Origin of the sequence: Flavobacterium gelidicaeli (assembly GCF_013294005.1) — a bacterium.
Classification (GTDB): Bacteria; Bacteroidota; Bacteroidia; order Flavobacteriales; family Flavobacteriaceae; genus Flavobacterium.
Genome location: NZ_JABSNK010000001.1, coordinates 40,937 through 62,771 on the forward strand (window position 1 = coordinate 40,937; position 21,835 = coordinate 62,771).

A 21,835-nucleotide genomic window follows, 5' to 3' on the forward strand; every position below is an offset into this window, starting at 1 on the left:
TCTAAAATTTGAAAATAAAAAACCACGAATTTCATAATTTCACACCTAAATGCAAAAAGTAGAAACTCGTGGTAAAAAAAATAGTTAGTATTATTTAATAGACCCAATAATATCATATTTAGTGATGATATGGTGTTTACCATTCCCTAAATCGATTAATACTGCCGGATTTTCTCTAGTAAATAATTTTGAAACTTCTTCAATTGTTGTTCCTAGTGGCACAATAGGAAAAGCTTTTCCCATAACCTCTCTAATAGGTCTATCAGCAGTGTTTTTATCATTAACAAAGCTTTGAAACAAATCAGACTCATCTAATGAACCTACAAATCCAGTAATATCTATAACCGGAATTTGTGATATTTTATATTTACGCATTCTCTCTATTGCATGTGATACTAATTCCTCAGTACGGGCAACAATTAATGGTTTATCAATATGATCTTTAATAACATCTTCAGCCTTTGTGATTGTTTCCTCTAAGAAACCTCTTTCACGCATCCAGTCATCATTAAACATTTTACCTACATAACGGCTTCCTGAATCGTGAAATAAAACCACTACAACATCTTCTGGTTTGAAATGTTCTTTCAGTTGTAATAGACCTTTAACAGCAGCTCCAGCAGAATTCCCTACAAATATACCTTCTTCAAGAGCTATTTTTCGAGTATAAACAGCCGCATCTTTATCAGTTACTTTTGTAAACCCATCAATTAAAGAAAAGTCTACATTCTTTGGTAAAATATCCTCTCCAATCCCTTCGGTAATATAAGAGTAGATTTCGTTTTCATCAAAAATACCTGTTTCGTGGTACTTTTTAAAAACAGAACCATAGGTATCTATTCCCCAAATTTTAATATTTGGATTTTTCTCTTTCAAGTATTTAGCACAACCTGAAATTGTCCCACCTGTACCTACTCCTACAACAAAATGAGTAATCTTACCTTCTGTTTGTTCCCAAATTTCAGGACCAGTTTGCTCATAGTGTGCTAACGCGTTTGAAGGATTATCATATTGATTTACATACCAAGAATTTGGAGTTTCGGTCGCTAATCTTTTAGAAACTGAATAATATGATCTTGGATCAGATGGCTCTACATCAGTAGGACAAACCACAACCTTAGCACCTACAGCTCTAAGGATATCCATTTTTTCTTTAGATTGTTTATCAGAAATCACACAAATCAATTTGTAACCTCTAATGATAGCTACAAGAGCCAATCCCATTCCTGTATTTCCAGAAGTACCTTCAATAATAGTACCTCCTGGTTGTAAACGCCCATCAGCTTCGGCATCATCAACCATTTTGACAGCCATACGGTCTTTTACAGAGTTTCCTGGGTTAAAAGTCTCAACTTTTGCAAGTACTAAAGCGTCAACTTCTTTAGTTACTTTATTCAATTTCACTAATGGAGTTCCTCCAATAGTACCTAATATATTTTCTGCGTATTGCATTCAGTTATACGTTTAAGATTCTAATTTTGTTATAAATACTTTTGCAAAGATAGTATTTTGTTATAAACATTTTGGCTTAAGCCAAATTGCATTTGACATTTCATTACCAGCTGATTCTCTAAATGTGGCTTTCGTATATTTTGACAACAATTACTATGCTATAATTTCAAATAAAAAAACATTGTAATCACGTCCAAATTATAGCAAAAAAAACTCATGATAACAATACTATTTGTAAAACAGTCTAATCATCAATTAGTACAGACTATTACTATCTATATACCCTGCTCGACTTGACAAAAATTAATTTGAACTATATAATTGAAATAATTTTGGCATTAATTAAAGAAATTCCAGATCAATCCAAAACGTATCATAAAGTCACGATAGGGATTATTAGGAGCTGCATAAAAATCATTTCCTGTCAAAGAGGAATTAAAATGTTCTGCTTTAAAGTAAATTCGGGTTCTTTGAATTTTAGCATTAAAAAAGAAATCAATATTAGGATAGTTTCCTATTTCCTTTTTTTCTTGAACAAAAAACTCTCCAATAACTGGATTATAATCATTTGCAAAATACTTAGTGAAGTAATTTAAAGTAAATCCTGTTTGAAAAAATAAAGCTTTCTTAAAAAGGTGGTCTGTATAATATATTGTGTTTCTTGTAACTAATTCAGGAACATTTAAAATAGCGTTTTTTTGATCCACTTTTTGATACAAAACAGTATTATCTAAAGCAAATTTGCCAAATTTAAATTCTCTGCTCGCCTTCACCGAAACATAATTAATTGAACCACCATATTGCTGTGGTGTCACAATTTGCTGACTATCACTTGTAGCAGTATTTTCAAAATACAAATGATCATTTAAAGTCATTAATTGAAGCGAAGCATTAATCCAAGGTGTCGCAGCATTCGCTGAAATTATGTTTATTTTTTCGTTTTGTAAATTCTTTGACCAGTTGTAACCTACATAACTACTTTGATGTAAGAGATAATTATCATTAGGAAGCTTATTGAGGTTTTGATACCCAAAAGAAAACTGATAATCATCATTCAACTCGTATTCCATCTTAGCATCTAAATTAGACAAAGACTGATTTGTAATTGACGTAGAATATAAAAATGTTCCCCTCCATTTATTTTTTTTATAATCATACTGTCCACCAATATTATTAATATTACGTGTTAATGAAGCTGGAATAGTTTCATCCGCTCGAATCAATATTTGGTAATAATAATAATTACTTCTAAAGTCATCTGCAAAGAACTGAAACTTTCCTAAAGTTAAATTCTCATAAGTCAATCCAACCTTATTATACATCTTATTATAATGCGTTTGATCATTGATGCTACTATCTTTATAAGAATCACCAAATCTATAGACCGTTTCAATACCTACTGTAGACTCTATAGTAGGCTGGTTGAATTCAAAAAATTTATTCTCGTAATTAAATTGGTGTGAAACATAAAGATTATTTTCTCCTTTACTAGGATTGATTCTAAAAAATTGATCCACAAATATTCTTTTCCCCTTTAAGAATGATTTAGCATCATTAAAATACACCTGAAGCCTCTCTCTATTATTATAATCAGCATTCCCACTTTCAAAATCTGAAAGAGTTGTTATTCCCCCATTTTCTTCATTAGAAATATCTTGATATGTATAATGTGCGTTAACAAAATAGCGTTTATTTAAAGTATTATAACTAGTAGTAAATCTAAAATTCCCCGTACTTGAAAGTTGGTTTATATATTTCCCTTCAGATCGTAATCCTTTGTAAGCAATCGAAAAATTAAGTCTCGGAGTGATATTTAATGTAAAAAAAGCATCTAATGATTGTCCTTTTTGCATCACCGATTTAAAATATAATTCGGTTACAGGAGTAGCAACAGAACTGTATTTAATATCATTAGCTTCAAGAAAATTAAAATGTTTAGCTTTAAAACCAAATTCAGGATAAGGAGAAAATTTACCCATACCATACTGTAAAGTATTATAGGTTTGCCCCTCATTAGGAAAAGCTAATAGTCCAAAATTATCTTTTCTTAAATAATTGAAAGTATATTCTTTTTTAATAGTAAGCGAAGTATCTAAGTAAGTCGTATCACGTTCAATATTGATAAATCGATATTGATCAATGGTAGCTACTTCTTGAATTTTTTTAGTTTTAGTAGAATCTAAAACACCGTTTTCACTAGAGTTCAATTCTGGTTTTTTATCAGGCCTTGCTTGTGAAAAAGCAACTACTGAAAATAGTAATATATAGATATAAAGAAGAATTCTCATTTAGATAAAGATATAATTATGATGTATTTTAATTCAGAATAATTATCGCAAAGGTAAATGATATAAACGTATAAAAAAACACAATAAATGGAGTGATTTGAGGTTCGTTAAAAAATAAAAATCCCTGATTACATAAAAGTAATCAGGGATTTTAAAATTGATATAATTGTTATTTCATTTAAGATAGAATATTATCTAGTCCCTCCTGCCCACCAAACATCTTCAGAATAAACGTAACTACCGTCTCCGAAAGCAGCTTTAATCTTAGGATTTGCTGAAACATCTGAATTACCATAACCAAATCTTTTAGGGAATAATTCAGGTTTTGGATGAACTAAAGGAAGTAAATCTCCATTACCCATTGCTTTTAAACGACGTATGTCATTATACGCTTCAATTCCTTCATTTTCATAAAAAGAAATTTGCTTTTCAACCATGATTTTTTTCAATAAATCATTTCCAGTTAAAACAGGAAGAGTCGCGATATAAGCATCAGCTTGAGCACTTGTAAACTTCACAACTTGCTCTTTAGTATAAGCTGCTTTTATTGCTAACTTTAAAGTTGCTAGCGCATTTACATCTTGATTTAACCTTGCTTGTGCCTCAGCTTTCAAAAACAACAACTCATGATAACTCAATAAATAAATTGGATTTTTCTCACTCATTAAAGCAGATATAGAATAAAAATTTTGTGCATTCACCTCATTAGCGATAGCATTATTAAATGTTTTAACTACACCACTTTTTTTAGTAAAAAAACCTTCAGTACGTGCATCAGCAGGTCCATTTGCAACCATTCTTTCATAGAAACTTTTAGATACTGATAAATAACCTCTATCTAATTCAAAACGTGCATAAGGATTAGGAACTAATGAATTTGAGAATCTTAATTCTTCAGAAGAATTAGCAAAAGAAGCATCTACAAAACTAATTACATTTAAATAATTTGGGTTTCTTAAAGATAATCTCATAGTATATCTAGCTAATAAACCGTTTGCTGCTTTCTTCCATTTAGCTGCATTTCCAGCATATATTAAATCCTGAACACCTAAACTAGCATAAGTAGTCGTTTTATTTAAATTAGCAATTCCATCATTTAACTTTTGGAAAATTTCTACATAAACATCTTCTTGCTTATCTAATTTAGGTTGCAAAATTTCTTTTGGTCTTAAAGCTTCACTATTTGGAATATCACCAAAAAGATCTGTTAAGATAGCAAGGTTATATGCATATAAAACCTGAGCTATTCCTAAAGTGGTATAATTCCCAGACTCAGCACCACCCTCAGAACATTTTTCGATAACAACTTTCAAAGATCTCAATTGAGCATAAGCAGTATTCCAAGAGTTATTATATGTTGAAGCCAGTTGAGGCTCACCATCTCTATTTTGAGCATTATACATCTGCCCAAAATTACCTGCGTTTAATTCAGAATACACACTGGCATAAAAAGACAAATCAGAACCAGTAACACTAAAAGCACTTGCCGTCATTACATCTGTCATTACTAATCGTGTAGGCACGTCAATTGGGTCATTTAAATTGGTGTTAATTTCATCCAATTTATCTTCAGAGCAAGACTGAAACAAAAACAAAGCCATCAAACTTGCTAGAGTTATTTTTATATTTTTCATAAGAAATATTTTATAAATTAAAATGTAAGATTTAAAGAGAATCCTATACTTTTAGCTTGAGGGATTGATAAACGCTCAAAACCACCTCCAATATTATTATTACCTTGAGAAGCTTCTGGATCTATATTAGGTAATTTTGACCATAACAATATATTTCTAGCAAAAACACTTGTTGATAATTCTACTGTTTGATTCATTAATTTTGGAAAAGTATACCCTAAAGTAATTTCTCTCATCTTTACAAAACTTGCGTCATACACACTTCCTTCAGTAATACTAGATAAACGGCTATATAAATTTTGATACCCATTTGGATTAGTAGTACCTCCCAACACTTTATCATTTGGAGTACCATCAGCTTTAACTCCTGGATAAATATATTCCTGATCTCTATTTCCTGTTAATGCATCAACTCCGTAAAGTAACATTAAGTTATTAGAACCACTATACATACTACCACCATTTTTCCAGTCAAAAGTAGCTCCAAGAGAAACTCTTTTATAAGTAAATTGAGTAGAACCTCCAAGATTAAACTTAGGCGCAACTTCACCTAATGCTTTCGCTTCACCAATAACTGGAAGCCCATTAGCATCAACAAAAACATCTCCATTATCATTTCTCTTAAAGCTTTCACCATAAATTACTGGGAATCTACTACCAACACTCGCTCTAATTTGTGGAGTTGTAAATCCACCTAAAAATATACTCTCTACACCTGGTGCTAATTCATCTACATAAGAATCAATTTTTGAAAAATTCACATTCAAATTCCAATTAAAATCTTTTGTTTTTATTGGATTAGTAAATAAAATAGCTTCATGAGCATTTGTATGTATTTTTCCTCCATTAGTCATATAAGAACTTGAACCTGTCGATCCTGATAAAGGAACAGCAAATATTTGATCTTTTACATCTTGTCTTGAGTAAGTATACTCTAATCCTATACGATTATGTAAAAATTTAAGATCAAATCCTAACTCATAAGAACGTGTGTTTTGAGCTTTTAAATTTGGATCATATAAAACTGAATTTGGTATAAATGAACTCACATCTCCTAAAGGATATTGAACAGGAGTTCCTGACCAAAAACCTCCATCATAAGTTGGTTTCGTATAAAAATCATCTAAATAAGTCCCTGCTTGACCAACTTCAGCAATAGATCCACGAATTTTAGCAAAAGATAAAAAATCACTATCCTTTATAAAATCTAACTCACTTAAAACTAATGACAATGAAGCTGATGGATATAAAAAGTCTCTATTCCCTCTTGGCATTGTTGAAACAAAATCTTCACGAACAGTTGCATTGAAATAAATTAAACTTTTATAAGAAAGCTCTGTGCTACCAAAAAAACCTACATTTCTTTGTTGAGCTCTATTTTCTTCAGAAGTAACAACTCTAGCATTTGCAATAGTTGCATAACCTCCAAAATTTAAACCAGAACCATAATCATTATAACTTTTATTATTTTTATGATTATACTCATTACCAACAAGAACATTTAAACTAAAGTCTTTCCAAAAATCCATATTATAATTAACTGTAAATAATGAATTTATTACATCAGATGTGATTCCGTATAAACTTACATTACTACTATTACCCGTCAAGTCATGCTTACTACCATATTCAAAAATATCTCTATAATTTGTAGTATATGAATCTAAACCAACTTGATATTTAAATGAAAGTTTTTTACTTCCATCTTCACTAATTATAGGGGAGAATTGAACATTAGCATTCCCATAAAAACGATTTGTTTTTTCACTAAATTCATTATATTTAGCTGCCCAATATGGATTATTAAAAGTACTCGTTCTATAATAAACTTGGTCATATGGATTTGTAGCTGACTCAAAACCAATTCCTTTAATATCATAACTTCTAGGACCACCAAAAATACCTGCTAAAACAGCATCGTTTGCAGATGGACTTTTATTGATTTTTGTTTGAACATAATTAAAAGACACACCTGTCTTCCATTCCTCGTTTAACTTAGTCTCAACAACACCTTTAATATTATAACGTTTCATCCCTGTACCAGGCATCATTCCGTCTTGATTTGCTGTACCTACACCAAATGAATAATTTGTTTTCTCAGTGGCTTGACTAATATTGATAGAATTATTTACTGTAACTCCAGTCATAAAATAATCATTTATATTATCATAAGCTTTAGGTAAAACCCATGGATCTAGTCCAGCTTTAGCTCTTTGAGGCACATAATACATTCCTGGTTTTAAAACACCTCCATTTAAAGTATTAGCAACGTTACCTCCATAAGTAGGGTCATTTGGTAATTCAGAAATTTTTGGTCCCCAACCTAAAGAAGTTGTTGGATTGTATTTTCCTTGAGATCCTTGAGCATACTCATTTTGAGTAACAGGCTTTTTAGAAATAGTTTCAAAACTAGTTGACGTATTTAACGATATTACAGGCTTACCATCTTTAGCCAACCCTCTACCACTTTTAGTAGTAATGATCACAACACCGTTAGATGCTCTAATTCCATAAATTGCTGCAGCAGCTTGTCCTTTTAATATAGAGATTGTCTCAATATCAGATGGATCAATATCTACAGCACGATTTGCTGAATCTGTTCCAGTAACACTATTCCCTGTAGAATAATCCGCTGTAGATGCAACTGGCATTCCATCTATAACATATAAAGGAGTATTGTTTCCCGTAAATGATCTCGCTCCTCTAATGATAATTTGAGATGAGGCTCCAGGAGCTCCACTTGAAGGAGTAATTTGAACTCCTGCTAATTTTCCTTGTAAAGCACCTGCCAAACTATTATTTGACGCTTTATTAAGATCAGCTGCCTTAAGTTCTTGTACTGCATAACCAACAGCTTTTGAACTTCTTTTAATTCCAAGTGCAGTAACTACCACTTCTTGAAGTTCATTACCATCTGATGACATGTTAGCATTTACCACACCTGTTGAACCTACAGTCATTTTTGTATCTTTAAGTCCAATAAAAGAAAATATCAAAATATCACCTTGTTTTGCCTTAATAATAAATTTACCGTCAAAATCTGTTTGTACACCTTTATTAGTACCTTTTACAACAACGTTTGCCCCTGGAATAGGTCCATTAGCATCCGAAACTACACCAGAAACAGTTCTCTCTTGCGCAAAAGAAAACTGCATAGATAACGCCAAGATTAGCGCATAAATCCATTTAAATTTTAATCTCATATAAAATTTTGTATTTGTTAGTTAATACTGCAAAAATCTTAATAATTTTTTAACAAAACAATTGAACTATTTAACAAAATCACTATCATAATAAAAAAGATTTCTATATACAAAAACACCTTTTTTTAATAATTCTGCCAAATTTCCTTTTTTATAATACTTTTGTAAAAAAACAAATGCTAAAAAACAACTATTCCTCTATTATATTAGAAGCAGGTACTGATGAAGCCGGCCGCGGTTGTCTTGCTGGACCCGTGACTTCGGCAGCAGTAATTTTAGCATTTAACTTTAAAAACGATATTCTAAATGACAGTAAGCAACTTTCAGAAAAAGTAAGAGAACAATTGCGTCCTATTATTGAAGAGCAAGCAGTAACTTTTGCTGTAGCCCATCTAGAGCCTCTAGAAATTGACCAAATCAATATTCTTAATGCCTCTATAAAGGGAATGCAAGAATGTGTCTTGAAACTAAATCCCGCTCCCGAATATGTTATTGTGGATGGTAATAGTGCTTTTATTCAAAAAAAATGGGCTCAGAATAAAACTGGGAAAATTTTCACTTTAGAAGAAAAAGAACTTCTTACCTCAATCCCGCATCAAAGTATTGTAAAAGGGGATTCTAAGTTTTTAAGCATTGCTGCAGCATCAATTCTTGCAAAAACTTATCGGGATGAATACATGAATCGCATTCACGAAGAATACCCCATGTACAATTGGAAAAAAAATAAAGGCTACCCTACTAAAGAACATCGTGAAGCAATTAGAAAATATGGCGTAACAAAATACCACCGGATGACTTTTAGACTTCTCCCTGAACAAATAAAACTTGATTTTGATATTACAAAATAAAAAATCCCTCAAAACTAAACTAGTTTTTGAGGGACTTTTTATTTTATTTAACTGTTATTACAAGGTATAATTCAAATTTACACTCCAACGGTAATTGGCTTCAATAGCACCGTTAGATAAATTTTGATTTATAGGCAACATAGCATTTACCCCCAATGATAATTTATCTTTACCAATTTCAAAACCAAATTTACTAAATAAAATATCTCCTGACGTATTAAGGACTTTTTCACCATATTGCTTATTGGTTTCATAAACTTCTCCTGCTAAACCTATTTGAGGCACTAACTGGATACTTTTTAAATCTAAAAGATAAAACAACGTACTTCCGTAATTAAATTGATTCCCAAACTGGTATTTTTTAGAATTCTCAGTTTTTATGTTGTAATTCAACATATTGTTCAAACCTAAATTTTTCTTTTTAATCACATATTCAGTAATCAAAAGATAATCCCAACTTCCAGTTCCTAGTTGAAAACTCTGGTTTACTGTTCCTAAATTGTTTGCTTCTTCAAACTTACCTGTTGGCATTTTCACTCCACCTCCAATTTGTAAGTTGTGCGTAAAAACAGTACTATCTTTTTGAGTTTGATAAACAGAATAGGTTGCCATAAGTGTTACATCACCTAAACCACTAATGCCTTCATTTCCAGTAATCAATTCTCTATTGTGAAAATGATACGGAATCAATGCAGTAATTTGCACCTTCTCTGTTATGGGGATTTTTGCCCAAACTTGCGCAGTATTAAAGTTTTCATCAACCCAAGGAGAGTTAGCAAAAATCCCATCTCTACTAGAATAACTTTGGTTGAAATAACGAATACCCACAAAGTTACTATTTAGCATAGAACTAAATCCCATACTTCCTCCACTGGCAGAACATCCGCAAGCATCACAATCAAAACCCATTACTGCATCCAATTGCATTTTTTGAAAAGTAAATCCTGAAATACTATCTTTTACGGGGGCAGCACCAACTAATTGTAAGGATAAAAAAGCTAACAGGCTTATTATTAATGTATTTTTCATTGTAATTAATTTTCTGAAAATCGTTTATCCGTTAGATATTGATTATCTGTTAATGTTTTTAGGAAAGCTACTAACTGTATTTTTTCAGTTTCTGAAAGTGTGATTCCAAGTTTTGCATTTTGTTTTAAAATAGGATCTAATGTTGGCGAATCAACAATTCCAGAACTGTAATGATTAAGCACTGCCTCGAGTGTGCCAAAACGACCATCGTGCATGTACGGCGCAGTTACTTCTACATTGCGCAAACTAGGCACTTTAAATTTGTAATAATCTTGAGCAAGTTCAGTAACACGGTAACGCCCAACATCATTAATTAAGGGGTTTATGGCAAGTCCGTTGTTTCTAAAAGCATCATCAGTCATTAGATCTGTTGCATGACAAGAAGCACATTTGTTTTTAAATACAGTATAACCCGCACTTTCATCACTTGTTAACGTTCCTCCTGCTTCGTTGCGCCTGTAATGATCGAATGTTGAATTAGATGAAGTCAACATAACCATAAATTGCGAAAGTGCTTTAAGCATGTTCTCGATAGAAACAGTTCCATCATCAAAAGAGGCTTTAAACAATTCACGATAGGTTTTATCAGCCTTCATCATTGCAAGAATCGTATTTAAATTACCATTCATTTCAATTTCACTAACTAACGGAATGAGCGGTTGCAAGTCTAAATGTGATGCAGCTCCATCGTACATAAAAATACTTTGAAAAGCCATGTTTTGAATAGCTGGTGCATTTCTTGTTCCTTGAGCATCATTCACGCCATGACTCACGGTATGTCCATGGTGCGTAAAGGCATTTTCTTGTAGGTGACAAAACCCACAAGAAACAAGTCCATCAGACGCTAAGCGACCATCATAAAACAATTTTTTACCCAGTTCAAATCCTTTTTCTGTAGGTGGATTTAAAGTAATATCATATTGTAAATCTGGAAAATTTGAAGGCACTGTAAAATCCAATGGTGCGTTTACATAGTCGTCATCTTGATCAGAGCAGCTAGTTAATAAAGGAAGGAGTAGCCAAAGAAAATATTTTATTTTCATGGTTATATATTTTAAAAGAAGTACAAAAGGCATCATTTAGCCCCGGTTGCAGCGGCATCCTTTTTTTATTTTAAAAAAAAGATATAGCGAAAAACGGGACTACACTTGATTAAACTTTTACTCTTGTGCTTCTAATGATGAAATTAATCGTTATGAACGTGGTCTACAGTAAACATTGTAGCAACATTTGCAGTAATTAATGGTAAATTAGTTCCACCCATAATCATTGCTCCCGTTCCTGTAGCATTATTATCAGAAAGTTTGATCGTATTGGTACTGTTTAATATTTTAGACAAATCTGTGATAATATGAACATCAGGTGTAATAGTAGTTCTTACCAAAGCATTAGTTGGCAAATCTAGCGTTACAGTTGTGTAGTTATAATCAGTACCTGTTTGTCCAGTATGAACCATAAAAGGTAAGGCTGTAGTAACTGTAGGAGAGGTAAAAGTACCTTCGAAAGCCACAAATTTATATCCTGCAGACCAGTTCCACATCATTTTTGCATCTTGTGCAGTAGCATAGAAATCTCCTTGGCCAGTTATCCCTAAATCCCATTGCGCTTTGTCTACACCGATACCAAAAGTAACCTTAGTATAATTAGCCGCAGGTACATTTTTCAAGTCAAGAACATGGCTATCAGCATTTGCTTCATCAACAATAAAATAACTTTCGCTTTTAGGATAAGTAAATGTAGTTCCGTCCTCTTTTGTCAAAACAACATTACTAATAATGTATTTTATTGAGCTAATTTTAAGGACTTCATTGCTAGCAGTTGTATTCGCTTGTGTATCTAGGATTAAATCGTTTCCGTTGAAAGAATTATCAAATTCTAAACCCAGTGAACCTGTTCCTGAAATTGCTTCATTATCATCATTAGAACATGCAGTAAAAGTAGCGCTCAAAGCTAGTACAGCTAAGGCTTTATATAGTAAATTTTTCATTTCGTTAAGTATAATTTCTTTTTATAATTTTTAAATAAATTGCGTCACTAAAAATCCCACTAGGCTTTCGCCAAAGGAAATTAGATACAAAAAAACGGTATATTAAGAAATGAAAATTGGCGGACGAAAAACAACGTCACTATCTAAATGTGAATAGTGATTAGTGTAGTAAGCAGGAGATTGTTGTGCAGCTGTTTTTTGAAAAACTAAAAAATCATAAGAAGCTACTTCTGCAACAAAAAGATCTACAAATGGATTAGTACTTTGTTTTTTTTCAGAAGAAGCTGTCCTATCATCATCAGATGCTTTTGCCAATTCTTTCATCAAATGACACTTACCATTACATTTTAATTCTGGTTTTGCTTTATTGATACAAAGTACTTGTGATATATACTCATAATTAACAGCATAGTCTATAACCGGAAGAATTGGTTTTAGAAACAAGAGTAACAAAATTATGACTGCATATTTTTTCACGCTTCAAAGATACATTACAAAATTTAATCTTAAATGATAAAAATCATCTTTTGCTAAACTTTTGTTAAGCATTAAACCTATTAAACAAATCATGGTCTTATTATTATAACCTTAAAAACAGTTAAAATGAAAAAATTATTTATTGCTGCTTTATTAGCAGTTAGTATAGCCAACTTTGCACAAGCTAAAAAAGACACGCCAAAAGGAGCTGAAACTGAAAAATTTACTCCAACGCAACAAAATGAGTTGATGCTAAAAAAGATGACATTACAACTTGATTTAAATGCAAAACAACAAGAGCAAATGAAACCTATCATAGCGGATAAAACTGCAAAAAGAGATGCTATGATGAAAGATAGAGAGCAAAACAAAGACAGTAAAGTAAAACCAACAAAGGATGAACGTTTTGCAATGAAAACTAAAATGCTTGACGAGCAAATTGCTATGAAAGCAAAAATGAAAACAATCTTATCTGCTGAGCAATTTACTAAATGGGATGCCATGAAAGGAAAGCATCACAAACGTGGAGGTCACAAAAAGCATAAAAAAGCTGGTGACAAAATGGACCACAAGAATCAAGAACAGAAATAAAAAAAAACTTCCGGTGAAAGCCGGAAGTTTTTTATTTAGTCTAAAATGTTTTACTCACTTTATCTATAGCCTGAATTGTGAAATCTAAATCTTCATAACTAAGTGCATCAGTTATAAACCAAGTTTCATAAGCTGAAGGTGCAATATAAATCCCTTCTTGCAACAAGCCATGAAAGAACTTTTTAAAAGTTTCGTTATCTCCATTAGCAGCCGATTTAAAATCAATAACTGGTCGTGCATCAAAATGTACCGATATCATAGACCCAATTCTATTGATGGTAAAAACCACATTATTAGCAGTTAACACTTTCTCAATTCCAGCATGTAAATAGGCCGTTTTCTCTGCTAGTCTGTCAAAAATAATTTTGTCTTCATTCAGTGTTTGTAACATTGCTAATCCAGCAGCCATAGCTAGTGGATTTCCTGACAACGTTCCTGCTTGATAAACAGGCCCTAGAGGAGCAAGAAAATTCATTATTTCATTACGAGCTGCAAAAGCACCTACTGGCAATCCGCCTCCAATTACTTTTCCAAAACAAACGATATCAGCTTTGATATTAAATAACTCTTGTACACCACCTTTAGCTAATCTAAAACCAGTCATAACCTCATCAAAAATTAATAAGATTCCGTTAGCCGTACACATTGCTCTTAAACCTTCAAGAAAACCTTTATTAGGTGGGATACATCCCATATTTCCTGCAACAGGTTCAATAATAATTGCTGCAATTTCGTTTTTATTTGCTTCGATTAAGGTTTTTACATTCTCTAAATCGTTATAGGTAGCTAGTAAAGTATCTTTAGCCGTTCCTTCAGTCACCCCTGGACTATTAGGAGAACCAAAAGTTACTGCTCCACTTCCTGCCTGAATTAAAAAAGAATCAGAATGGCCGTGATAACAGCCTGCAAATTTTATTATCTTGTCTCTTTTAGTAAATCCACGAGCCAAACGTACGGCACTCATACAAGCTTCAGTTCCTGAATTCACAAAACGTATTTTATCTATATTTGGAACCATATCTACAGCCAATGCAGCGATTTGAGTCTCTAATTCTGTTGGCATTCCAAATGAAGTTCCCAGTTTTGCTTTCTCAATAACTGCTTGCACAACGGGTTCAAATGCATGACCTAAAATCATAGGACCCCATGAATTAATATAATCAATTAAACGATTTCCATCAACATCATACAGGTAAGCTCCTTTTGCGCGTTCTACAAAAATAGGGGTTCCTCCTACTGCTTTAAAAGCTCTTACAGGCGAGTTAACTCCGCCTGGTATTACTTTTTCTGCTTCAGCAAAAAGCTGACTACTTCTTTTATATAGCATTATAATTAGTATTTATTATAGTAAAATTATAGATCGTGAGTAAAAAATTAATTTACAATTAGTTTTTGACCAATAGAAATCGTGTTTTCTGAGAGATTATTTTTTAGTTTTAAATCATTAACTTGAACATTGTATTTTTTTGATATAGAGTATAACGTATCTCCTTTTAACACTTCATGATACGTTCTATTAGGATCGTAAGCTAAAGCATTACTTACTGTCCTTACAACAGTTCTGTTTTCTGTAGGAACAAATTTATTTCCTAATACTAAGGCATCATATTGCCCTAAATCATAACGTTCAATATAGGTTATCAACTTTTCAGGATACCTAGGATCAGTAGCATAGCCTGCTTTTCTTAACCCCTTAGCCCATGCCTTATAGTCGTCTTTATCAAGTTCAAATAATGTAGAGTAACGGCCTCTTCCAGTTAAAAATAGGGCATGATCTTTAAACGATTCTCCTGGATCATCATATTTTCTAAAACATTCTTGACTCGCATCATCATCATGACGTACACTTTCGCCTGTCCATCCTGCATGGCATTTAATTCCAAAATGATTATTTGCAGTTTGCGCTAAGTCACCTCTACCCGCTCCTGATTCTAAAATACCTTGCGCAAGAATAATACTAGCAGGAATTCCATAAACCTTCATATTATTCATGGCTATATTTTTGTACAAATAAATATAATCACCTATAACATCATTAGAAACTACGGTTCTTGAAGTCGATTCAATCACTTCATTTTGATTATTTCTCGTTGTTGACCTTTGCGCAACCGCTGGTCTCGTTGCCTTTACATCAGTCCTTGTTCTCACGTTTCTTACCACTGGTTTCCTAACACTTGATGGCGCCGATTTGGTGGTTCTAATAGGTGTTTTTGTAGCATTACAACTTACTAAACACACTAATACTAAAACAAAAAATATTTTTTTAAACATGGCTATCTATTATTGGTAAATGTTTGTTTCTTAATTTATTATTCATTCCTTGAATCCCCTGAAGTCCTCCTGTATGAATTAACATTATTTTTGACTGAGGCGGAAAATAGTTATTTTCGATCATATTCATAACGCCAAAAAATAGCTTTCCAGTATAAATAGGATCTAAAGGAATTTTCGTTTCCTTAAAAAAATCATTTATAAAAGCAATTAAGACTTCATTCACTTTTCCGTAACCGCCAAAATGATAGTCGGTTATTAGCTCCCAATTTTGATTCTGGACAAAAATACGAATTTCATCTTGTAAAAAGTCCCCTTTTAAAGCAGGAAAACCTAAAACTTTTTGATGAGGCAAGGCACTATTTATAAGTCCTGATATCGTACCACCAGTTCCCACAGCACAACAGATATAATCAAACGCAGCGTCTTCGTTAGTTAAAATTTCCTCACAACCTTTAATAGCTAAGTCGTTTGTACCTCCTTCAGGCACTAGGTAAAAATCTCCAAATTGTTTTTGTAGTTCCACTATAAAAGTTGGCTCGTTTTTTTCTCGATACGCCTCTCTAGTTATAAATTCAAGTTGCATGCCACAATCTTGAGCAAATTGCAAAGTAGGGTTTTGAATGATTTTATCGCGAAGTTCATCTCCTCTAATGATTCCAATACTTTGCAAACCATTCTCTTTTGCTGCATAAGCGACTGCTGCAATATGGTTCGAAAAAGCTCCTCCAAAAGTCAATAGCGTTTGCTTATTTTCTTTTTTTGCTTCAAGCAAATTGTACTTAAGTTTCCTGAATTTATTTCCCGAAACAAACGGATGTATCAAATCGTCGCGTTTGACAGTAACAGAAACAGAAGAGGGAAGATGGAAAGTAATTAGCTGATTCAACTTTTTTTTTACAAAGGTAAAAACTTATAGACAAAAAAAATGCAATCGGTTTAAGGATTGCATTTTGAATAAGTTATTTTTTAATTTAATTTCTAATAATAATTTTTTGACCTATATCTACTTTATCATCTGTTATCAATTTAACGATGTAAATTCCGTCACTTAATCCCGAAGTTGAAAAGTTATAATTTGAATCCGATCCTAATTTAGCTTTGCTAAAAATAAGTTTTCCAACTATATCATATATACTACATGAAACTAATTCTTTTTGAAGTGGATTGCTTATTTTTAAGTTTTTAGCGTTATTATCCTGATACATTATTAAATTTTCTTTAGTAACGTCATCAACTCCTAAAGTACTACCATTTTTAAATGTAATTTCAAACTGTGTATTATTAACCCCTTCAGGCAATGTCATTTCATGAAAATTGTTTTTAATATCAAAATATTCGTTAGTGATTTTATCATGTAAAAACACATTATCTACGGCATCTAAATTAATGATTTCGTTAACCATAATTTTATAATTAGCTTCTGCATTATTTGTAAACCCTAGCGGAATTTTTTTATCAATATCCATTTGCATTGCATTAATCACAACTGATCTATCTTCAACAACAAAATAAGCATCTGCTTTAGCATCAACTCCCGTTGAAGCGGCATCCATTGCGTGATCTAATCCATCAGTTGCATTCTCAGCAAAAGCCACAACAATTTGGCGAACGCCTTGACTATTTAGCACCGCATTTAATCTAATTTGTGGCGTAGGAGCTGTACTAATTGTAGTATAATCAAAACCTGAAACCGAAGCAATAGCTTCATAATACCCCGTATCTTTTGTAGTTTTTGAGGTATTTTCTTTTCTTTCAAACTCAGATAAATTTGTTGAGCCTTCTTTAACAAAAACGCGAAAACTGTTTTTCATTTCTACATTCCCATTCGCCGTTCCCGCAATCATAAAACCTTGCCCGATTGGCGAAAAGCGTCTTTTATAAGAAGCTCCAGTTCCTGCAGCTGCTACTTGATTTCCAGAACCATCGTAGGTGTAATATGTAGCTGGACTATATACTCCATTACCAGAACCTCCCATAGGAGAATAGGTTCCATACCCTCCTTTATAACTTGCTATATAGTGCGTATTATTTGTCTTGTCTTGTTCCCAGAAATAAGCTATCCCACTAGTATTTGTTGCTGCCAATAAAAAAGCAGACAAATCAATTGCTGATGGATAAGGATTCCCAGTTAATACTAATTTACCTGCTAAAACCGGAATTGCAATTGTACCATCATTAGGTTTGCCTTTAAAGTCATAACGTTGCTTACCTCCTGGGTTATTTTGTACAGAGTTCACCATATTTGTATTTGTCCCTGAAGTTCCTTTCATTGTAAATCCTTCTCCAGCCGCTAGTGTACTTCCTGAACCTACATAAACCCAGTTCGAAGCTGCTAATGAAGGTAATTTCCAAATCCAATAAGGAGCTATCCCAAGTGGAGATGCTGTACCGTCATAATTATTTGACGGTAAAATTGTCGCTGCCGTACTAGTTGTATTTGTAGTAACATCATTCAATTGAGTAATTCCAAAATTTGAATTTCCAGCAACAACATCATTCCCTCCTACTGGAGAACACCAATAGTTATATTGAAAGTTATTAGTACTTCCTTCTTGATAAACTGACAAATTACCTAATCCTTTATTGGTACTTGCTACAGCTGATCCTTGTAGTAATTGCCCATCATTTCTTAAATAAAAATTACTAGTTCCTCCATTTAATTCTAAACCACTTTTTATATAAACAACTTCATTACTTACATAAACACTACTATTAGGACTCACAAACATTTGCGATTTCACAGTAGAAACTGTAAATAAAAACCCTAAGGCTAGGCAAATTTGGGTAGGTATATTTGTTTTCATAAGCGTAAAAAATTTAGTTAATAATACATTCTTATTATGGAGAACTAATGATTTTCTTAACAGAAGGAACAATCGTTCTTTTTAGATAATTTGTTTTACAAAACTACAATTAATAACAATTCAGAATTAAAAAATAACCGATAAAACACCTATAATATCGACAAACTACACGTTTACTGATTTAATTAGCTTTTTTTCTTACAATAATATCTATATATAAAGATTTTAAAATCTAACATATAAGAATATTCGTATTTAATAAATAGAAGACTGAGTTAATTCTCAATAAATCAACAAGGTAGGTTTGCAAAAAAAAAGATTTCTACTTAAGAAATCACAAAATGGGGAGACTTTTTACTTTTTGGTTTTCACCAAAATAAAATTTAAAAAGCTAAAAAAAGGCTTTTTATTCAAATAACTAAGATCGCTTTCTTTAGTATAAGCTTCTCTTTCAAAACTAATATTCAAGTAGGCGCGATCAAAATTTTTATATTGTAATAATCTGAAAACAAATTCTAAGAAGTACCAAATAAAAAAAGGGATTATTAGCATTTCTAATTGTTGTCTCAAATGAATTTTTTCATGGTTTATAAAAATTGCATTCTTCTTATCTGATTTATGTCTTATAAATACAAAGGGGTAAATTGTTAAACCGCGAAATCCTTTTGGGATTAAAAACTTTGTAAATACTAACAACATCTAAATCATTTCAATAATGATTAAAGATAATAAAAAAATCAATTCAATACACAATATTAAATATTTAATAAGTAAAAGGCACTATCGCTTTAAAAAGCATAAATTTGTAATCACACAACTGATTTTTCTTAATTATCATTGCTACAATTGACTTTTATAGAAGGACAAGTTTTAAATACTAAAAATCATACCGTTACAAGAATGCAAGAACCTGAGAATCAAAATAAATTAATTGAAGGAGAAGATTTTTATTATACCCCAGAAGGTTATAAATGCTTCACCGAAAAACACCACTTAAAAAGAGGCTATTGCTGTAAAAGTGGCTGTCGTCATTGCCCGTATGGCTACGACAAAAAAACAGGAGCAATTAAAAAATAAGATGATTGCTACAATCAACTTATCAATTTAAAAAATTAAACATAATAAAATGGATATTTGCGCTCAGAAATTTAGGATTACCATCTTCAAATCCTATCATCGGTCGGATATTCGTTATCCTTAGTGATTTGTACGCATATTAGTAACAAACAGTTCACCTATTTAACGAATAAACATTTTAAGATGACTTTTAAAGAACAAATCCAACAAGGAATTCCAACTACTTTACCGCAACCAAAACCGTTTGAGGGCAACATTAATCACGCGCCTAAACGAAAAGATATTTTATCTACAGATGAAAAAAAACTAGCGCTTCGCAATGCCTTACGCTATTTTGATGCAAAACATCATACCGAATTAATTCCAGAATTTAAAGATGAACTAGCCACTTACGGCCGTATATACATGTACCGCCTGCGCCCTGATTACGAAATGCGTGCGCGTCCCATAGCAGAATATCCTGGGAAATGCGAACAAGCAAAAGCGATTATGTTAATGATTCAGAACAATCTGGATTATGCAGTGGCGCAACATCCGCATGAATTAATTACTTACGGTGGTAATGGAGCTGTATTTCAAAACTGGGCTCAATATTTATTGACCATGCAGTATTTGTCTGAAATGACCGAAGACCAAACCCTAACCATTTACTCTGGACACCCTATGGGCTTGTTCCCTTCGCACAAAGAAGCGCCAAGAGTTGTGGTCACAAACGGAATGGTAATCCCTAACTACTCCCAACCTGATGATTATGAAAAGATGAATGCGCTTGGCGTATCTCAATATGGTCAAATGACGGCAGGAAGTTATATGTACATAGGTCCACAAGGAATTGTTCATGGAACAACCATTACTGTTTTGAATGGGTTTAGAAAAATAAAAAAATCCCCCGAAGGAGGTTTATTTGTTACTTCAGGATTAGGAGGAATGAGCGGCGCACAACCCAAAGCGGGTAATATTGCCGGTTGCATCACTGTTTGTGCCGAAGTAAACCCAAAAATCACCCACATTCGCCACAGTCAAGGTTGGATTAACGAAGTCTTTGAAGACTTAGACCAACTGGTGAGCAGAGTCGCTTTGGCGAAAGCCAATAATGAGGTAGTCTCATTAGCTTATTTAGGAAATGTAGTTGATGTATGGGAAAAATTCGATCAAGAAAACATTTCTATTGACCTTGGTAGTGACCAAACTTCGCTTCATAATCCTTGGGCGGGAGGCTATTACCCTGTCGGAATTTCATTTGAAGAATCGAATAAACTAATGACTGAAAATCCCGAATTATTCAAACAAAAAGTACAAGAAACATTACGCCGTCATACAGAGGCTATCAATAAACACACCGCCAAAGGAACTTATTTCTTTGATTACGGAAATGCTTTTTTACTAGAAGCTTCCCGCGCAGGTGCAGCAATTATGGCCGAAAATAACATTGATTTTAAATACCCTAGTTATGTACAAGACATCATGGGACCTATGTGTTTTGATTATGGATTTGGTCCGTTTAGATGGGTTTGCGCTTCAGGGAAACCCGAAGATTTACAAAAAACAGATGACATTGCATGCGCTGTTCTTGAAGAAATGGCAAAAACAGCTCCTATTGAAATTCAGCAACAAATGCAGGATAACATCACTTGGATCAAGGGGGCGCAGGCCAATAAATTAGTAGTAGGTTCGCAAGCCAGAATATTATATGCCGATGCGGAAGGTCGTGTGAAAATTGCCGAAGCTTTTAATCAGGCTATAGCCAAAGGATCAATTGGAACTGTGGTATTAGGTCGTGATCATCACGATGTATCTGGAACGGATTCACCCTACAGAGAAACTTCAAATATTTACGATGGATCCCGTTTCACGGCTGATATGGCAATACAAAACGTAATAGGCGATAGTTTTCGCGGTGCAACTTGGGTTTCTATTCATAATGGTGGAGGTGTTGGCTGGGGAGAGGTAATTAACGGTGGCTTTGGTATGGTTCTTGATGGTTCTAAAGAAGCTTCAAGACGCTTAGCCTCAATGCTTTTCTGGGATGTCAATAACGGAATCTCTAGAAGAAGTTGGGCTCGTAACGAAGGCGCTATTTTTGCAATAAAAAGAGCGATGGAAACGCAACCTTTATTAAAAGTGACCATCCCTAATATAGTTGAAGATAGTTTATTAGATTTTTAAACATT

At 32.9% G+C, this 21,835-nt stretch carries 16 protein-coding genes; 4 read left to right on the top strand and 12 right to left on the bottom strand.

Translation table 11 applies throughout. The annotated features are described in order from the left end of the window. Window positions 1-90 precede the first annotated feature (90 nt). The 4 genes from HNP99_RS00200 to HNP99_RS00215 form a co-directional block, all read right to left on the bottom strand. A complete protein-coding gene (locus tag HNP99_RS00200) occupies window positions 91-1,452 on the bottom strand; it encodes a pyridoxal-phosphate dependent enzyme (protein ID WP_173850158.1) in 1,362 nt (453 codons plus the stop codon). A gap of 338 nt (window positions 1,453-1,790) precedes the next feature. After that, entirely contained in the window at window positions 1,791-3,740 is a 1,950-nt protein-coding gene (locus tag HNP99_RS00205; protein WP_173850159.1) for a putative porin, read from the bottom strand. A 191-nt stretch (window positions 3,741-3,931) separates the two neighbouring features. Further along, a complete protein-coding gene (locus tag HNP99_RS00210; protein WP_173850160.1) occupies window positions 3,932-5,374 on the bottom strand; it encodes a SusD/RagB family nutrient-binding outer membrane lipoprotein in 1,443 nt (480 codons plus the stop codon). 17 nt (window positions 5,375-5,391) lie between these two features. Then, window positions 5,392-8,577: a SusC/RagA family TonB-linked outer membrane protein gene (locus HNP99_RS00215; protein WP_173850161.1), complete on the bottom strand. Its 3,186-nt coding sequence runs from the start codon at window positions 8,575-8,577 to the stop codon at window positions 5,392-5,394. A 176-nt stretch (window positions 8,578-8,753) separates the two neighbouring features. Between HNP99_RS00215 and HNP99_RS00220 the strand changes: the two genes are divergently transcribed. Then, complete coding sequence (locus HNP99_RS00220; protein ID WP_173850162.1) at window positions 8,754-9,425, top strand: ribonuclease HII; 672 nt, start codon at window positions 8,754-8,756, stop codon at window positions 9,423-9,425. Window positions 9,426-9,482: 57 nt separating this feature from the next. On the opposite strand, the gene HNP99_RS00225 is transcribed toward HNP99_RS00220, so the two are convergent. From HNP99_RS00225 to HNP99_RS00240, 4 genes are all read right to left on the bottom strand, one after another. Further along, window positions 9,483-10,454 carry a transporter gene (locus HNP99_RS00225; RefSeq protein WP_173850163.1) on the bottom strand — a complete coding sequence of 324 codons (972 nt, stop codon included), beginning with the start codon at window positions 10,452-10,454 and terminating at the stop codon, window positions 9,483-9,485. A 5-nt stretch (window positions 10,455-10,459) separates the two neighbouring features. Next, entirely contained in the window at window positions 10,460-11,497 is a 1,038-nt protein-coding gene (locus HNP99_RS00230; protein WP_173850164.1) for a cytochrome-c peroxidase, read from the bottom strand. A gap of 143 nt (window positions 11,498-11,640) precedes the next feature. After that, complete coding sequence (locus tag HNP99_RS00235; protein WP_173850165.1) at window positions 11,641-12,441, bottom strand: MbnP family protein; 801 nt, start codon at window positions 12,439-12,441, stop codon at window positions 11,641-11,643. A 102-nt stretch (window positions 12,442-12,543) separates the two neighbouring features. Beyond that, a complete protein-coding gene (locus HNP99_RS00240) occupies window positions 12,544-12,885 on the bottom strand; it encodes a hypothetical protein (RefSeq protein ID WP_173850166.1) in 342 nt (113 codons plus the stop codon). Between the two features lie 159 nt (window positions 12,886-13,044). Here HNP99_RS00240 and HNP99_RS00245 point away from each other — a divergent pair, with 159 nt between their 5' ends. Further along, window positions 13,045-13,509: a hypothetical protein gene (locus tag HNP99_RS00245; protein ID WP_173850167.1), complete on the top strand. Its 465-nt coding sequence runs from the start codon at window positions 13,045-13,047 to the stop codon at window positions 13,507-13,509. A gap of 40 nt (window positions 13,510-13,549) precedes the next feature. Here HNP99_RS00245 and hemL read toward each other — a convergent pair whose 3' ends face one another. The 4 genes from hemL to HNP99_RS00265 all read right to left on the bottom strand — a co-directional run bounded on the left by hemL (window position 13,550) and on the right by HNP99_RS00265 (window position 18,587). Next, complete coding sequence (gene hemL, locus HNP99_RS00250) at window positions 13,550-14,836, bottom strand: glutamate-1-semialdehyde 2,1-aminomutase (protein ID WP_173850168.1); 1,287 nt, start codon at window positions 14,834-14,836, stop codon at window positions 13,550-13,552. A 47-nt stretch (window positions 14,837-14,883) separates the two neighbouring features. Further along, complete coding sequence (locus HNP99_RS00255; protein ID WP_173850169.1) at window positions 14,884-15,780, bottom strand: glucosaminidase domain-containing protein; 897 nt, start codon at window positions 15,778-15,780, stop codon at window positions 14,884-14,886. Beyond that, a complete protein-coding gene (locus HNP99_RS00260; RefSeq protein ID WP_173850170.1) occupies window positions 15,773-16,669 on the bottom strand; it encodes a 1-aminocyclopropane-1-carboxylate deaminase/D-cysteine desulfhydrase in 897 nt (298 codons plus the stop codon). Before HNP99_RS00260 ends, HNP99_RS00255 begins: the two co-directional genes overlap by 8 nt. Window positions 16,670-16,754: 85 nt before the next feature. Continuing rightward, window positions 16,755-18,587 carry a T9SS type A sorting domain-containing protein gene (locus HNP99_RS00265; RefSeq protein WP_173850171.1) on the bottom strand — a complete coding sequence of 611 codons (1,833 nt, stop codon included), beginning with the start codon at window positions 18,585-18,587 and terminating at the stop codon, window positions 16,755-16,757. Window positions 18,588-19,487: 900 nt separating this feature from the next. Here HNP99_RS00265 and HNP99_RS00270 point away from each other — a divergent pair. Together HNP99_RS00270 and HNP99_RS00275 are read left to right on the top strand one after the other, a co-directional pair. Then, the gene (locus tag HNP99_RS00270) at window positions 19,488-19,664 is read left to right on the top strand and encodes a DUF5522 domain-containing protein (protein WP_173850998.1); all 177 of its coding nucleotides are present in this window, start codon (window positions 19,488-19,490) and stop codon (window positions 19,662-19,664) included. Window positions 19,665-19,847: 183 nt separating this feature from the next. After that, window positions 19,848-21,830, top strand: a complete 1,983-nt coding sequence (locus HNP99_RS00275) for a urocanate hydratase (RefSeq protein WP_173850172.1) — start codon at window positions 19,848-19,850, stop codon at window positions 21,828-21,830. Window positions 21,831-21,835: the final 5 nt, after the last annotated feature.

Excerpts from the sequence above, each read along its gene's own strand:
- HNP99_RS00200 (WP_173850158.1), bottom strand. The coding sequence starts at position 1,452 with ATGCAATACGCAGAAAATATATTAGGTACTATTGGAGGAACTCCATTA.
- HNP99_RS00205 (WP_173850159.1), bottom strand. The coding sequence starts at position 3,740 with ATGAGAATTCTTCTTTATATCTATATATTACTATTTTCAGTAGTTGCT.
- HNP99_RS00210 (WP_173850160.1), bottom strand. The coding sequence starts at position 5,374 with ATGAAAAATATAAAAATAACTCTAGCAAGTTTGATGGCTTTGTTTTTG.
- HNP99_RS00215 (WP_173850161.1), bottom strand. The coding sequence starts at position 8,577 with ATGAGATTAAAATTTAAATGGATTTATGCGCTAATCTTGGCGTTATCT.
- HNP99_RS00220 (WP_173850162.1), top strand. The coding sequence starts at position 8,754 with ATGCTAAAAAACAACTATTCCTCTATTATATTAGAAGCAGGTACTGAT.
- HNP99_RS00225 (WP_173850163.1), bottom strand. The coding sequence starts at position 10,454 with ATGAAAAATACATTAATAATAAGCCTGTTAGCTTTTTTATCCTTACAA.
- HNP99_RS00230 (WP_173850164.1), bottom strand. The coding sequence starts at position 11,497 with ATGAAAATAAAATATTTTCTTTGGCTACTCCTTCCTTTATTAACTAGC.
- HNP99_RS00235 (WP_173850165.1), bottom strand. The coding sequence starts at position 12,441 with ATGAAAAATTTACTATATAAAGCCTTAGCTGTACTAGCTTTGAGCGCT.
- HNP99_RS00245 (WP_173850167.1), top strand. The coding sequence starts at position 13,045 with ATGAAAAAATTATTTATTGCTGCTTTATTAGCAGTTAGTATAGCCAAC.
- hemL (WP_173850168.1), bottom strand. The coding sequence starts at position 14,836 with ATGCTATATAAAAGAAGTAGTCAGCTTTTTGCTGAAGCAGAAAAAGTA.
- HNP99_RS00255 (WP_173850169.1), bottom strand. The coding sequence starts at position 15,780 with ATGTTTAAAAAAATATTTTTTGTTTTAGTATTAGTGTGTTTAGTAAGT.
- HNP99_RS00265 (WP_173850171.1), bottom strand. The coding sequence starts at position 18,587 with ATGAAAACAAATATACCTACCCAAATTTGCCTAGCCTTAGGGTTTTTA.
- HNP99_RS00270 (WP_173850998.1), top strand. The coding sequence starts at position 19,488 with ATGCAAGAACCTGAGAATCAAAATAAATTAATTGAAGGAGAAGATTTT.
- HNP99_RS00275 (WP_173850172.1), top strand. The coding sequence starts at position 19,848 with ATGACTTTTAAAGAACAAATCCAACAAGGAATTCCAACTACTTTACCG.